A 14369-nucleotide genomic window follows, 5' to 3' on the forward strand; every position below is an offset into this window, starting at 1 on the left:
CCCCAATTCTGGTGAATACCGCATCTTACCCGCAGAATTCAGAACGGAGCACATTGATGAAACCCATTGTTCTTATTCTTGGCGGATCGGGCCGGTTTGGCCGCCATATGACCAACGTCTTTTCCAAAGCAGGCTGGGATGTACGCCAGTTCAACCGCAAAACTGACAACATGTGGGATGCCGCATGGGGTGCCCAAGTGATCGTCCACGGCTGGAACCCGCCATACCCCCAATGGGCAGCCGAGGTTCCCGACATGACCAGCCAGATCATCGAGGTCGCCTCTGCCTCGGGTGCGACCGTCCTTATTCCCGGCAACGTCTATGTGTTTGGGCAGGACGCCCCTGACCAGTTTGACGAACACACGCCGCACTTAGCGACAAATCCACTGGGTCAGGTTCGCCGTGATATGGAGGACGCCTTTCGCGCATCCGGTGTGCGCTGCATCCTGCTGCGCGCAGGGGATTTCATCGATGACAGGCCGTCGGGGAACTGGTTCGACATGATCATCACCAAATCCCTGCAAAAGGGGCGGTTTGTGTATCCCGGCCCGACGGATATGCCCCATGCTTGGGCGTATCTTCCCGACTTTGCCCGCGCGGCCTTCGCGCTGATCGAAAAGCGCGAAACACTGGCAACGTTCGAAGATGTCCCATTTCCGGGCTACACCCTTACTGGCGCACAGCTGGCAAAAGGCGCGCAGCAGGCCGTCGGCCATCCGGTTCGTACATGTTGTATGAAATGGCTGCCCATCTCTGTGATCAAGCCGTTTTGGCCAATGGCGAAATACATTCTGGAAATGCGTTATCTATGGAGCAAACCGCACTATCTGGACGGCACCCGGTTTGCGCAGTTGTTGCCAGAATTTCAGCACACACCGCTGGACACGGCGCTTACCTCAGCGCTCCAGCATCACGTCCAGCCAGACCAAGCGGTGGCGTGACGCTGCCGCAGCAACCTCTGCGCCGGGATCACCCGGCGCGGGCCAGTATACGCCCGTACCTGTCACCGTCAGCTCAACCGACGGCAGCGCATAATCCACCCGCATGTTCCCCGGCCCGTTATCAGCCCAAGCCACCGTATCCTGCGCGGGGTCCCCATTGTGACCTGCATTCGCGCCAGACTGGGGTGCAAGCCGCCCACCGTCACTTTCAGGATAAAGGGCGCGCAACCTTGGGTCGGCCATAAACTCCTGCATCGCGGTGCCCAGACCATCCCCGTCAAAAGGATCAAGGTTAGCATCGCCAAGCACCACAAACGGGCCATCCGGCGCTGGTTCGCCCAACGCACCATCAAGATAGCGCATCCAAAGGCGCAGCTCGTCCCGGTTGCGCAGGCCGTTCATATCTTCGGGGCCATCGAACACTGGCGGCGTCGCGTGGAACGCCAAAATATGAATCGGCCTTCCAGCAACCAAAACCGGAACGTCCCAATGCGCGACCGATGACAACCGCTGTGTCGTATAAAGCTCTGCGGATGGGAAAGGCGCGCCGTCTTTCACGGGCAGTTCGCCACCGGGCAGATCGGCCCAAAGCAGCGCCGAAAAATCCTTAACCCCCGCCGTATCAATCGGAAACCGCGAAAGAAGGGCCATACCCCCCTCGCCCGGGAAACGGCCAAACCCTTGGGCATCCCGCGCGGAATCGGTGGTGCCGTCGCCGTCATGGTCCAAGCCCGTCCGCACCCCTGAATTCGGTCGCCCCGCGTGGATAAAGTCAAAGCTTTGCCCAGCATCGTCCAGCGCATCGATAAGGGCAGAAACCGTGGCACCGTTCAGATCATAATCGATACCCTGCAACAACAGCACGTCCGGCTGAACTTCGGTGATGACGGAAATGACGGCACTTACCTGCGGATCATCACCCGATAGGATATCGCGCAACAGTAAGCCCGGCCCGCGCCGGGACAGTTCGGTGTTGAACGTCGCAATTCGAAGTGTGTCAGCGGCCAGCGGGCTGGCCAGAAGCAGCGCGGTTAGACCGGCTGCCAGACCTGCTCTTCTTTTGGAGGAGCGGCACGGCGGCGCTGTTCGTTGATTAGGTTCGCAATTCGCTGAATCGCTATCCCGCGCATAAAGAGACTGGCAGGAAGAAGGGCCCATGCGGAAATCGTCCAAATCAAGGTCTGTGGGTTTTCAAGCGTGACAGGCTCAAAGAACAACGTCGAAAGCTTCATCACCGCCGGGAACAAGAATGGCAGCAGGAAACCAGCGGCAACGTTGAACCGGGCATCCCGCGTCAGGCGCGCAACGACATCGCCGCCCGCAGTCGGGTCAAACGTAGGAAGGTTCACCCAAACGTTGAACGCGCCATTGCCCATCGGCCAGCGCTTTACGCGGATGACGCTTGCCAGAACGACCAGCGACAGGATCGAGATGAAATAGGTCAGACCAGCCGCATTGCGCACAAGTTCCACCTGCGCCGGCGCAGCGGTGTCTGGCAGCATAAGCACAATCAGATGAACCGGGCTGTAAGGGAAATCCAACACTTGGCCAAGCAAGGCTGCGATCGCGACAACAAACTCTGTCATAGGAGAGGTTTCAATCTCTCCGCGGCAGATGACTGTCAGCAGGAACACCGCGATGAACATCGCGCCAAAGCGAACCCGGTTGAACGGCGGCGCATCGCGAAACTCGACAATCCCTGGATAGGTTGCCGAATATTCAAACAGCGTCATGGCACCGGCGAAGATCGCGACAAGCGCACCGATTTGAGTCGCGTCTGACGTGGCAGACGGCAACAACATTGCTGGCGTGGCGATCATCAACACCACTAGAAGTGCGCGCGCGATGGCGCCTATTACCTGAGCGATCAATGCACCCGTTCCCCAAAACTGGCCCGTTTGTTCGACATGATGGAATCGGTTCCATCTTACCGCAGCATCGTTTTGTGCTGGTTTTTCTTGGGCCTATGTTCCCAAGTTTTGTCTCACGTACACGGCGGACGGTTAAGAGGTACGAAAAAATTGAGACAATTTCGTGGGGAAACTGTCGCGAGTTTGCATCAAAAAAGAAATGGAAAAGGGCCGCCCGATGCGGGCGACCCAATATATTGTAGCCAGACCTAGGTTAAACCCAAGGCCGCGCAACCTGCGCTGCCGACTCGAATCGGTCAATTGAGGCAGACTTTTCCATCGTCAGGCCGATATCGTCCAACCCGTTAATCAGGCAATGCTTGCGGAACGCGTCCACTTCGAACGGGAAAACCTGCCCGTCCGAGGTGGTGATCTCTTGCGATTCCAGATCGACGGTCATGCGTGCGTTGGCACCCTTTTCCGCGTCTTGCATCAGCACGTCTACCTGCTCTTGCGGCAGGACGATCGGCAAGATGCCGTTCTTGAAGCAGTTGTTGTAAAAGATGTCGGCGAAGCTGGTCGAGATGACACAGCGGATGCCGAAATCTTTGATCGCCCAAGGCGCATGTTCGCGCGACGAGCCACAACCAAAGTTATCGCCTGCGACCAGAACCTCTGCGTCGCGGTACTGCGGCTTGTTCAGCACGAAATCAGGAATTTCGTTGCCTTCGCGATCAAAGCGCATCTCATCAAACAGGTTCACGCCAAGGCCGGACCGTTTGATCGTCTTCAGAAAGACTTTGGGGATGATCATATCGGTGTCGATATTCACAAGCGGCATAGGGGCCGCGATACCGGTGATTTTTTCGAACTTATCCATTACATCATCTCCCGCACGTCGGTCAGGTGACCGGTGATAGCAGCAGCGGCAGCCATAGCTGGGGAAACAAGGTGCGTACGCCCTTTATAACCCTGGCGCCCCTCAAAGTTACGGTTCGAGGTGGAGGCACAACGCTCGCCCTCGGCCAACTGATCTGGGTTCATAGCAAGGCACATGGAGCACCCAGCCAGACGCCATTCGAAACCAGCGTCCTTAAAGATTTCGGCCAGACCTTCTTCTTCCGCCTGTGCCCGCACAAGGCCAGAACCAGGAACGACCATGGCGCGCATGCCGTCTTTGACCTTCTTGCCCTTCAGAATGGCAGCAGCGGCACGCAGATCTTCGATCCGCCCGTTGGTGCATGACCCGATGAACACGGTGTCGATCTGGATGTCTTCCAGTTTCATACCCGGGGTCAGGCCCATGTATTCCAGCGAACGCTTGGCTGCTTCGACCTTGCCGCCTTGGAAATCGTCGGGCGACGGAACAACATCGGTGATCGGCAGCACATCTTCGGGCGAGGTGCCCCAAGTCACAACCGGCGCGATGTCTTCGCCTTTGATGGTGATGACCTTGTCAAAATGCGCGCCTTCGTCGGTGTAAAGTGTCTTCCACCATTCCAGCGCGGCCTCCCATGCGGCACCTTTAGGGGCGTGCGGGCGGCCTTTGACGTATTCAAAGGTCTTTTCGTCCGGCGCGATCAAGCCAGCGCGCGCGCCGCCTTCGATTGCCATGTTACAAACGGTCATCCGGCCTTCCATCGAAAGATCGCGGATCGCTTCGCCGCAATATTCGATGACATAGCCTGTGCCGCCAGCCGTACCGGTTTCACCGATCACCGACAGCGTGATGTCTTTGGCCGTAACACCGGGGCGCAATTTGCCGGTGATTTCGACCTTCATGTTCTTCGACTTCTTCTGGATCAACGTCTGAGTTGCCAGAACATGCTCAACCTCGGACGTGCCGATGCCGTGGGCAAGTGAACCGAACGCGCCGTGGGTGGCGGTGTGGCTGTCGCCGCACACAACAGTCATGCCCGGCAGAGTCCAACCCTGTTCTGGGCCAACGATGTGCACGATACCCTGACGAACGTCGGACACAGGATAATAGTGAATGCCAAAATCCTTGGCGTTCTTATCCAGCGCATCAACCTGAATGCGGGATTCTTCGTTGGTGATGCCGCCGGCACGGTCCAACGTGGTTGGAACGTTGTGATCTGGCACAGCGATGGTTTTTTCCGGCGCGCGCACTTTGCGGCCCGCCATACGCAGACCTTCGAACGCCTGCGGGCTGGTCACTTCGTGAACCAGATGGCGGTCAATATACAGCAAACAGGTCCCATCGTCGGCTTCGTCAGCAACGTGGGCATCCCAGATTTTATCATAGAGTGTCTTCGGGGCGGTCATTTTGGTCCTCTCCCGTGGATATTTTCTGAATTTTGTGAAGGCAGGGATATGGGCACGCCTTATAGGCGGGCGAGCACCGTCAGCGTCGCGCCGAAAAAGCGCCAAGGCAGCCGGGCGCGATCGTCCATGTCGAAAACCTGTTTCATGGGTGCTCAGATACTCCTTCAGACTGAGTCTATCAAGGGTATGCGCTTGTCCGCATTGAAAGAGCTGTGCAAAGTGACCCCTACCGGAGGACCAATGGAAACAGACGCCGCACCCTTAATAGAGCAGTTGCAGGGCCTGCTGACCCAAGCAACGAACTTTGCCCTAACGCTGACAACGCCGGGCTGGCGCCTATACCAAATCTGCATCATCGCGGGCCTGATCCTTGCGGCCCAGCTGTTTACGTGGCTTTTGGCCCCCCGGCTTCGCGAAAAGATGAGAGAGCTGGAAGGTTGGCCAAAGTGGCGGCTAAGGGCGCTTTTGGTGCTGCACAAACGCATCCGCTTGATCGCCTTTGTGGTGCTGGCATGGGCGGTCGTGTGGTTCCTGCGCGAAACAACATGGCCCTCGCGCAGCTATTTGGTGTCCATCGCCGCGACATTGGCCACCGCGTGGCTTTGCGTCGGGCTGGCCGCGCGATTTGTCCGAAACCAGTTCTTACGCCGCATCGTGACCTGGGGTCTGTGGATATATGTAACCTTCTACTATCTGGGTCTGATCGAAGAGGCCCGCATATTCCTGGATGGAATCGCTGTGTCGTTTGGCGACTTCCGACTCAGTGCGCTTTCCATCTTAAAAGCTCTTGTTGTAACCGGCATCTTGTTCACGATTGCGCGGATGGTGGCCCAAACCACCTCGAAACGAATCCAGACGAACGAAGATATTTCACCCTCGATGCGGGTGCTTGCGGTAAAGATGCTACAGGTCACCCTGTACGGCGCTGCGTTCTTCATCGGGCTAAAAGCTGTTGGGTTCGATCTGACCGGGCTTGCCGTGCTGTCAGGTGCCATCGGTGTTGGCCTTGGCTTTGGCCTGCAAAAGGTGGTTTCGAACCTTGTTTCAGGCGTCATCATCCTGCTGGATAAGTCGATCAAACCGGGGGACGTTATTTCCCTTGGCGAAACCTTTGGCTGGATCAATTCGCTGGGCGCGCGATACGTTTCCGTCGTTACGCGAGACGGCAAAGAATACCTGATCCCGAACGAAGATCTGATTACAAGTCAGGTGGTTAACTGGTCCCACACCAATGACTTCGTGCGTTTGGATATCTTCTTTGGCACCGCTTATGGCGATGACCCGCATCATGTGCGCGCCTTGGCGATTGAGGCCGCGAAAAGCGTGAAACGCGTGCTAAGTTCGCGCCCGCCCGTGTGCCACATCGTCGGCTTTGGTGACAGTTCCGTAGATTACATTTTACGGTTCTGGATCACCGACCCAACAGGCGGCCTGACGAACGTTCGCGGCGACGTGTTCTTGGCCCTGTGGGATACGTTTAAGGAACACGATATTTCCATCCCGTTCCCGCAACGCGAAGTCACCTTGTTAGATAGCGGCGAGACCACTACAAGCACCGCGAAAGAGTGAACTTGCAACACGCCCAGCGCCGAATGTCGCAGCGAGTTGAGATTTTGCTTTTCAAATGCTACTTTAAATCATGCCCAGCACCGGGGCCTTGTCGGTGTGTCGGTAAGGAGGACAATGTCCTGTCTCATCATGCAGATGCGGTGCATTCAAATCCCGCAACGGGCCTGCCCATGACGCAGACCCCGGTAAATGTATCAAGCGAAGAACTGCTTGAACTCATTCTCGACTCCCTGAATGACGATAAAGCCGAAGATATCGTGACAATCGACCTGCGCGGCAAAACCGCAATGGCTGATTACATGGTTATCTGCTCTGGCCGTTCGACACGTCAGGTTGCCTCGATTTCCGAAAAGCTGGCCGATCGCCTTAAGCAAGAGCTTGGGCGCATCTCTAAGCTGGAAGGAAAAGGGCAAGGCGACTGGGTTCTTGTGGATACGGGCGACATCATCGTGCATGTCTTCCGCCCTGAAGTGCGCGAGTTCTATCAGCTTGAAAAAATGTGGATGCCGACCGGCGCTGCTGAAGCCAAGGTCTGAATGCGGGTCCATATCTGTGCAGTTGGGCGCCTGAGGGCGGGTGCCGAATGCACGCTCATAGATGACTACACAACCAGATTTGACAGAACGGGAAGGGCGCTTAGCCTTGGCCCGCTTTCTGTGCATGAGGTTGAGGATAAGAAAAAGGGCGGGATGGCTGCCGAAGCCACCCTGCTGGAACGCGCCATTCCCAATGGTGCACTTATCTGCACGCTGGATGAACGCGGTAAACAGATGTCGTCGCCCGATTTCGCAAACCTTCTGGCGCGCTGGCGCGACGAAGGGCGTGGCGACGCGGCATTCGTTATCGGCGGGGCGGATGGGATTGACCCATCGCTACGCGCCAAGGCGGATGCCAGCATTTCACTGGGCAAGATGGTGTGGCCACATATGCTGGCCCGCGCGATGTTGACGGAACAACTGTACCGCGCGGCCTCTATTCTGGCTGGATCGCCCTATCACCGGGTCTAGTTGCGCAACGATACGCCGCGCCCATCGATCATGCCAAGCTGCGTACATACGCGCAAAACTGATCTGTACCCCTGCTCAATCGCGTCCTGCGTAAAGGCAGGCATCGCGCAGAACGGCAGGAAGAATGTCTTGTCGAAATGCAGCCCCTCCAGCTCTTTCAACGGGTTGCTATTGAGCTGTTCATCCAACGTATCCAACTGCACCAAGAATAACTTTCCCCGCATCCAAGACAGCGTTGGAATTGCCAACAGTCGTTCATAGACGCTGTCGGAAATTGTGGAATGCCCTGAAACCAATACGTATGGGCCCGGACGTGTGCCACCAATACAGTACCCAAGCGGCGCGGCCGTGTTTCCGGCCGACAGAGTTTTAACAAACTTCCCCGATGGATGGTTTTCGCAAGCGGTTGCAAGCAGGTTCATCCCAACCTCCCTTTTTTATTGTGTCGTCACCTTGAAAAAAAGGGGCGGATTGCTCCGCCCCAAGTTTGAATGAGGGTAGTGAGTGGTGGTCTTAGAAACCAACGACCAGAGACAGGCCGATGGTGTTGTCTGCGTGCTGAAGGCCCGGCAGAGGATCCGAGTTGTACTCGGTCCGGTAGCTTACGCGGGTCGACAGTGTGTCGGTCACTTTGAAGTTCACGCCAAAGTCGTTGGTCGCGAATGTGTTTGCCTCGGACCCCAAGATATCGGTGTCGTTGGTCAGCGAGACTGTGTCTGTCAGGCTGTAGTAAAAGCGCGACGATGCGATGAAGCCGGTTTCTGTGTCGGAATCACCTGCTTGGTATTTGATGTAACGAACGCCAGGGCCCGCCTGCAGACGCCATGTCATGTCAGGCTGGTTGATGACGCGGTAACCAGGACCAAAGCCCAAGAATGCGTCACGCTCGTTCGAAGCAAAGCCATCGTATTCAAAACGGCCCAAGCCAAAGGCATAGAATTCAGGCGTGAAGTAACGGTTAGCTTCGTATGTCGCATAGAACTTTTCTTCGTTCTTTACGTCATTTGCTTCGCCGTATTCACCAGCAAAACCAACACTGTGGTTCCACGCACCAACGCCATAGCTTAGACGACCAGCCATCGAAAGTTCGCCGCTGTCGGTGTTACCCGATGCCGCCGAAGCGGACAGTGCGACAGAGCCTTTCCAGCCCTGCTGAACGCCCAATGGGCCGTAACGCTCGCTGTCGTTACCTTTTGCCAGCTCGTCTTCTACGTCGGACGTAATGTCGTCGATACGGTCATCAAGATCGTCAATTCCAACCAGCGCGCCTTGCGCAAATACTGGGGAGGCCAAGAGCATCGCAATCGCGGATGCTGTGGCGAATTTTTTAGTGATCTGCATGGGTCTTTCCTTTCCCAACAAGGTGACCCGTCCTGCAAAGGATCGGGAGCATTTCTGCTACCCCGTGGTATATGACCCACCTATACAAAAGGAAAATTCAAAATATTTAGGCTTAGGATGAGTATCGCTTATGGATAGGGAATCTTTATTCCTCATCGAATGGCGGGGCGTCAGATAGGTCATCCCCAAGGACGCTGATGTCTTCCTCACTTAGGTCACGCAGCATTTCCATCACCTCGTCCTGCATGACGTCGATCTGCGTAACCACTTGGCGGAACGAGGTTTTTGCGGCCTCGGCGACTTCTTCGTCCAGATCTTCGCGCCAAACCATCCAGACCGGATACGGGAACCGCGGCGCGTCAGGCACCAAATGTAATCGCCCAGCATCGATGTAACGCTTGACGTATCGCGCAGGCAAATATGCGGCAAACTGTCGGTTTACGATGAACTCAGCGGTCAACGCGCCCAGTGAAAGCGTAAGTCCGGGGTTGGTAAGGTCGGGCAGATACAGCGCGTGTGCCTGCACAAACTCTGGCCCCCAATCCACAAACACATAGCGCCCGGCGATATCAAGGGTGGGGTTCGGCCACGACGCGACAAGAACCAGCTCTTCGTCGATCACCCGTTCAACGGCCAAACCGGGCCGCAGCTGGGGCGTATATAAAAGCCCCGCCTGAACGACACCTTCCAACAAAAAGCGGGTCAGGCGGTCGGGCATGCCAAGTTCCGCGCGGATGTTCAGGTCTGGCATCTGCTCGCGGAGCGCATCAATCCAGCGAAAGCCCAACCGTGGCCACAGCGAATATTGCGCGCCAATGGTCAGGCTTTTGCGAAACCCTTCGGGAATCGCCACCTGCTGGCGCGCTTCTTCCCAGATTTTGATCATGCTCAGGGCATAGCGCTCGAATTCTTGACCAGCCGCCGTCAGTTCAGCTCCAGCCTTTGATCGCGTGAAAAGCGGTCGGCCAAGTGATGCTTCCAAACGCTGCACGCGCAGGGAAACAGCAGATTGCGTGACCAACAGGCGTTCTGATGCCGAGACAAACGACCCAGTCGCCGCAACTTCGAGGAAGGTTTTGATAAGTGCGATATCCATGGCACCTATCTATAAGAATTACTCATCTCAAATCAAAACCAAATTCGTTATGCGCATTCCATTGCCTGCCGTATAGCAAAGACTGCGAAGGCGGGATGGCGGGTTTTGTGAAACCCACAGGCCGGGGAAGGGCATGATGTCCCAACACCTCATGCCCACATTCCGCCTCCGCACCGTCTGCCTGTTGTTCTTCCTTCGTCCGAGCCGTAGAAATGGCCCAACCGAAAGAGGGGCGCCTTCCATGACCATTCCGAAACCTGTCGTGCTATGTATTCTTGATGGCTGGGGAAAACGCGAAGAGCAGGAGGCAAACGCCCCCGCCCTTGCCAATACGCCCAACTTTGACCGGATCATGGGCACCTGCCCCAACGCTACGCTGATCACGCACGGGCCGGATGTAGGATTGCCAACCGGGCAAATGGGCAATTCAGAAGTCGGTCACACCAACATCGGCGCGGGCCGGATTGTGGCGATGGATCTGGGCCAGATCGATTTGGCGATTGAGGATGGCTCGTTCTTCAAAAACGACTCGTTGAATGACTTCATCGCGAAAGTGAAAGCTGCCGGTGGCACTGCGCATCTGATGGGCCTGATCTCGGACGGTGGCGTACATGGGCATATCACCCACGTTCTTGCCGCCGCCAAAGCAATCACCGAGGCCGGTCTGCCCGTCGTGATTCACGCCATTACCGACGGCCGCGATGTTGCACCGAATTCAGCCGACAAGTTCATACCCGAACTGGTCGAAAAACTGCCATCCGGTGCGCGCGTCGGGACGGTGATCGGGCGTTATTACGCAATGGACCGCGATAATCGGTGGGAACGCGTGCAAACCGCTTATGACGCGATGATCAACGCCAAGGGCGGCACCGCGCCAGATGCCGTTGCGGCCGTCGCGCAAAGCTATGCCAAAGACACCTTCGACGAATTCATCCCCGCAACCGTGATCGGGGACTATGCTGGCGTCAAAGACGGCGACGGGATCTTCTGCCTGAACTTCCGCGCCGACCGTGCGCGCGAAATCCTGCGCGCCATCGCAGAGCCCGACTTTGCCGATTTCGAAACCGGACCACGCCCGGCGCTGTCCGCGCTTTTGGGCATGGTGGAATACTCAGACGGCCACAACGCCTATATGACCACCGCCTATCCCAAGCGGAAAATCGTCAATACCTTGGGCGAATGGGTCGCCAAACAGGGCCTGACCCAGTTCCGCCTCGCCGAGACGGAAAAGTACCCGCATGTCACGTTCTTCCTGAACGGCGGCAAAGAGGTGCCAGAGGTCGGCGAAGATCGCTTTATGCCGAAATCGCCCAAAGTCGCGACCTATGACATGCAGCCCGAAATGTCCGCACCCGAGGTTTCGGACAAATTCGTGGAAGCAATCGAAAAGGGATACGACCTGATCGTCGTGAACTTCGCAAACCCCGATATGGTTGGACACACCGGCGACCTTCAGGCAGCCATGAAAGCGTGTGAAGCGGTGGATCAGGGCCTAGGCCGCGCGCTGGATGCCTTGGAAAAGGCAGGCGGCGCGATGATCGTTACTGCGGACCACGGCAACTGTGAATTGATGGTCGATCCAGTCACGGGCGGGCCACATACGGCACACACGTTGAACCCTGTTCCGGTGATCCTTGTTGGCGGGCCGACAGGGGCAACCCTGCACAAGGGTCGGCTTTCAGACCTCGCGCCAACGTTGCTGGCGCTGATGGGGCTGGAAAAGCCGGAAGAGATGACCGGTGAAAGCCTGATCAGCAGATGACACTTCGCGCCGGCCTTCTGCTTTGTGTGTTGCTGGCGCTGGGTGTCACGCCGCTTAGCGCCGAAACCGACCCCGAGCGTACCGCCCGCCGCGCGGCCCAGATGTTGGATCAAGCCGCGCTGGCCTTGAAAGATGCTGATGGCGCGCGCGACAGGGTCAGCGCCCTGACGCAAACCATCAAAGCCTATGAAGAAGGGCTGGTCGCCCTGCGCGAAGGCATGCGGCGCGCGGCCATCCGCGAACAATCTATCCGGCTGGTATTTGACGCCCAGCAAGACGAAATCTCGCGCTTGCTGGGGGTTCTTCAAACGATGCAGCGCGCGCCGGAAACGATGTTGTTGCTGCACCCGTCTGGCCCCTTGGGCACGGCACGCTCTGGGATGATTATCAGCGAAGTCACCCCCGCGCTTCAGGCGGACGCAGAACGGCTGCGCGACCAATTGGAAGAGGTCGCCCTGTTGCGCGCTCTTCAGGAAAGCGCCGAAGACACCTTGGCCAACGGGCTGAGTGGCGTTCAGGATGCGCGAACCGCCCTTTCCAAAGCCATATCCGACAGAACCGACCTGCCGCCCCGCTTCGCCGCGGATTCCGAAAAACTGCGCGCGCTGCTGGAAAGCACCGACACGCTGGAAGGGTTCGCAAGTGGCCTGACCAGCCTTAGCGAAGGGCGCGACTTGCCCCCGTTGGAACAGTTCACGGCCAACAAGGGCACCTTGCCCCTGCCCGTTCGTGGAACCATCCTGCGGCGTTTCGACGAAGCAGACGCCGCCGGCATTCGCCGCCCCGGCCTGTTGATTGCAACGCGGCCGCTGGCGCTGGTCACAACCCCTGTCCCTGCGACGATCCGTTATCGCGGACCATTGCTGGACTACGGAAATGTGATGATCCTTGAACCGGCTGGCGACACATTACTGGTTCTGGCTGGCCTTTCTGATGTCTATGGTGAGGTTGGCGAAGTTCTTTCCGCAGGCGCCCCCGTGGGCCTTATGGGCGGAACAAACCCAAAAGTAGGTGTGTTTCTTGGCAATTCTGCAAAAGGCGGTGGTAGCGACCACACAGAAACGCTTTATATTGAGCTGAGACAGGGCAACGCGCCCGTGGACCCCGCTGAGTGGTTCGGAGTGATAAAGGATTAAAACGCCATGAAGAAATTCGTGATGGCCGCGCTGGGTGGCACCCTTGCAGGCGCAGTGCTGACTACCCAAGTGGCTGGCCCTCTGATTGCGCAGCAGGCAGATAAGCAAAGCTCGGTCTATGAACAGCTTGACCTTTTTGGCGACATCTTTGAACGGATACGCGCCCAATACGTGGAAGAGGTCGAAAGCGCAGAACTGATCGAGGCCGCGATCAACGGCATGCTGACGTCGCTTGATCCGCACTCCAGCTATCTGCCGCCCAAAGACTTTGACGATATGCAGGTACAAACCCGCGGTGAATTCGGCGGTCTTGGCATTGAGGTCACGCAAGAGGAAGGCTTTGTCAAAGTCGTCTCGCCGATTGATGACACACCTGCAGACGAAGCTGGCATCGAAGCGGGCGACTTTATCACCCATGTCGATGGCGAAAGTGTTCTTGGCCTAACGCTGGACGGCGCTGTTGAGTTGATGCGCGGGCCGGTTGGTTCTGAAATTGTCATTACGGTGGTGCGTTCCGGCATCGACGAACCGTTTGACGTAACCATCACACGTGACACCATCAAACTGACCGCCGTGCGTTCGCGCGTAGAAGGCGAAACAGTCGTTCTTCGGGTCACGACCTTCAACGACCAGACTTACCCGAACCTTAAGCAAAAGCTTGAAGAGTCGATCGAAGAACTGGGCGGCATGGACAACGTAAACGGCATCGTTCTTGACCTGCGCAACAACCCCGGTGGGTTGCTGACACAGGCGATCAAGGTATCCGATGCGTTCCTGAACGCGGGCGAAATCGTTTCAACGCGGGGCCGTAACCCACAAGACAGTGATCGTTACAACGCCGTTGATGGTGACCTTTCCGATGGTAAACCGATGGTCGTACTCATCAACGGCGGCTCTGCCTCGGCGTCGGAAATCGTTGCGGGCGCGTTGCAAGACCACCGTCGCGCGATTGTTGTGGGCACGAAAAGCTTCGGTAAAGGTTCGGTTCAGACAGTTATGCCGCTGCGTGGCAACGGCGCGATGCGCCTGACGACCGCGCGGTATTACACGCCATCAGGTCGTTCGATCCAAGCGCTTGGCGTATCGCCCGACATCGTCGTGCCACAACCGCCACGCGTGCCCGTGACCGAGGAAGAGACTGACGCAGACACGCCCCGCACCCGGTCCGAGGCGGACCTTCGTGGCAGCCTGTCCAATGACTCGATGACCGACGATGAGCGCAAGCAGGCTGAGGAAGAACAAGCCAAAGCCGCCGAGGCCGCCAAGCTGCGCGAAGAGGATTATCAGCTCGCTTATGCGGTTGATCTTCTCAAAGGTCTGTCTGCTCTCGAAACCTCTGACTAAAAGGAAGGGGCCGGCCACGCGCCGGCCCTTTGCCCAC

General features: G+C 57.2%; 14 protein-coding genes. 7 read left to right on the forward strand and 7 right to left on the reverse strand.

All coding sequences use genetic code 11. The features are described 5' to 3' along the window. The first annotated feature begins 56 nt into the window (after positions 1 to 56). Positions 57 to 941, forward strand: coding sequence for a Rossmann-fold NAD(P)-binding domain-containing protein (locus COL8621_RS15640; protein ID WP_093968209.1), 885 nt, complete (start codon positions 57 to 59; stop codon positions 939 to 941). Here COL8621_RS15640 and COL8621_RS15645 read toward each other — a convergent pair. The 4 genes from COL8621_RS15645 to leuC all read right to left on the reverse strand — a co-directional run bounded on the left by COL8621_RS15645 (position 897) and on the right by leuC (position 5077). After that, positions 897 to 1880 carry an endonuclease/exonuclease/phosphatase family protein gene (locus tag COL8621_RS15645; RefSeq protein WP_306345727.1) on the reverse strand — a complete coding sequence of 328 codons (984 nt, stop codon included), beginning with the start codon at positions 1878 to 1880 and terminating at the stop codon, positions 897 to 899. The genes COL8621_RS15640 and COL8621_RS15645 overlap by 45 nt on opposite strands. Positions 1881 to 1972: 92 nt before the next feature. Next, positions 1973 to 2812, reverse strand: a complete 840-nt coding sequence (locus tag COL8621_RS15650) for a hypothetical protein (RefSeq protein ID WP_235823907.1) — start codon at positions 2810 to 2812, stop codon at positions 1973 to 1975. A gap of 253 nt (positions 2813 to 3065) precedes the next feature. Further along, positions 3066 to 3671: a 3-isopropylmalate dehydratase small subunit gene (gene leuD, locus COL8621_RS15655; RefSeq protein ID WP_093968211.1), complete on the reverse strand. Its 606-nt coding sequence runs from the start codon at positions 3669 to 3671 to the stop codon at positions 3066 to 3068. After that, a complete protein-coding gene (leuC, locus tag COL8621_RS15660; protein WP_093968212.1) occupies positions 3671 to 5077 on the reverse strand; it encodes a 3-isopropylmalate dehydratase large subunit in 1407 nt (468 codons plus the stop codon). The genes leuD and leuC overlap by 1 nt, the downstream gene beginning before the upstream one ends. 240 nt (positions 5078 to 5317) lie before the next feature. On the opposite strand from leuC, the gene COL8621_RS15670 reads away from it, so the two are divergent. The 3 genes from COL8621_RS15670 to rlmH are packed head-to-tail and all read left to right on the forward strand — an operon-like array spanning position 5318 to position 7653. Further along, positions 5318 to 6646, forward strand: a complete 1329-nt coding sequence (locus tag COL8621_RS15670; protein ID WP_093968214.1) for a mechanosensitive ion channel family protein — start codon at positions 5318 to 5320, stop codon at positions 6644 to 6646. A gap of 23 nt (positions 6647 to 6669) precedes the next feature. Next, a complete protein-coding gene (rsfS, locus tag COL8621_RS15675; RefSeq protein ID WP_370804664.1) occupies positions 6670 to 7182 on the forward strand; it encodes a ribosome silencing factor in 513 nt (170 codons plus the stop codon). Further along, positions 7183 to 7653 (forward strand): 23S rRNA (pseudouridine(1915)-N(3))-methyltransferase RlmH, encoded by a 471-nt coding sequence (rlmH, locus tag COL8621_RS15680; protein ID WP_093968216.1) that lies wholly within the window; start codon positions 7183 to 7185, stop codon positions 7651 to 7653. On the opposite strand, the gene COL8621_RS15685 is transcribed toward rlmH, so the two are convergent. From COL8621_RS15685 to COL8621_RS15695, 3 genes are all read right to left on the reverse strand, one after another. Next, positions 7650 to 8075: a hypothetical protein gene (locus COL8621_RS15685; protein WP_093968217.1), complete on the reverse strand. Its 426-nt coding sequence runs from the start codon at positions 8073 to 8075 to the stop codon at positions 7650 to 7652. The two genes, rlmH and COL8621_RS15685, sit on opposite strands and share 4 nt — an antisense overlap. Positions 8076 to 8166: 91 nt before the next feature. Beyond that, positions 8167 to 8994 carry a DUF481 domain-containing protein gene (locus COL8621_RS15690; protein ID WP_093968218.1) on the reverse strand — a complete coding sequence of 276 codons (828 nt, stop codon included), beginning with the start codon at positions 8992 to 8994 and terminating at the stop codon, positions 8167 to 8169. A 145-nt stretch (positions 8995 to 9139) separates the two neighbouring features. Further along, a complete protein-coding gene (locus COL8621_RS15695; RefSeq protein ID WP_093968219.1) occupies positions 9140 to 10090 on the reverse strand; it encodes a LysR family transcriptional regulator in 951 nt (316 codons plus the stop codon). A 241-nt stretch (positions 10091 to 10331) separates the two neighbouring features. Between COL8621_RS15695 and gpmI the strand changes: the two genes are divergently transcribed. The 3 genes from gpmI to COL8621_RS15710 are packed head-to-tail and all read left to right on the forward strand — an operon-like array spanning position 10332 to position 14332. Beyond that, positions 10332 to 11852 (forward strand): 2,3-bisphosphoglycerate-independent phosphoglycerate mutase, encoded by a 1521-nt coding sequence (gene gpmI, locus COL8621_RS15700; RefSeq protein ID WP_093968220.1) that lies wholly within the window; start codon positions 10332 to 10334, stop codon positions 11850 to 11852. Further along, positions 11849 to 12988: a murein hydrolase activator EnvC family protein gene (locus COL8621_RS15705; RefSeq protein WP_093968221.1), complete on the forward strand. Its 1140-nt coding sequence runs from the start codon at positions 11849 to 11851 to the stop codon at positions 12986 to 12988. Before gpmI ends, COL8621_RS15705 begins: the two co-directional genes overlap by 4 nt. A 6-nt stretch (positions 12989 to 12994) precedes the next feature. Then, entirely contained in the window at positions 12995 to 14332 is a 1338-nt protein-coding gene (locus COL8621_RS15710) for a S41 family peptidase (RefSeq protein WP_093968222.1), read from the forward strand. The last annotated feature ends 37 nt before the right edge of the window (positions 14333 to 14369 follow it).

The organism is Actibacterium lipolyticum, from assembly GCF_900184935.1.
In the GTDB taxonomy this organism is placed as follows: Bacteria; Pseudomonadota; Alphaproteobacteria; order Rhodobacterales; family Rhodobacteraceae; genus Actibacterium_A; species Actibacterium_A lipolyticum.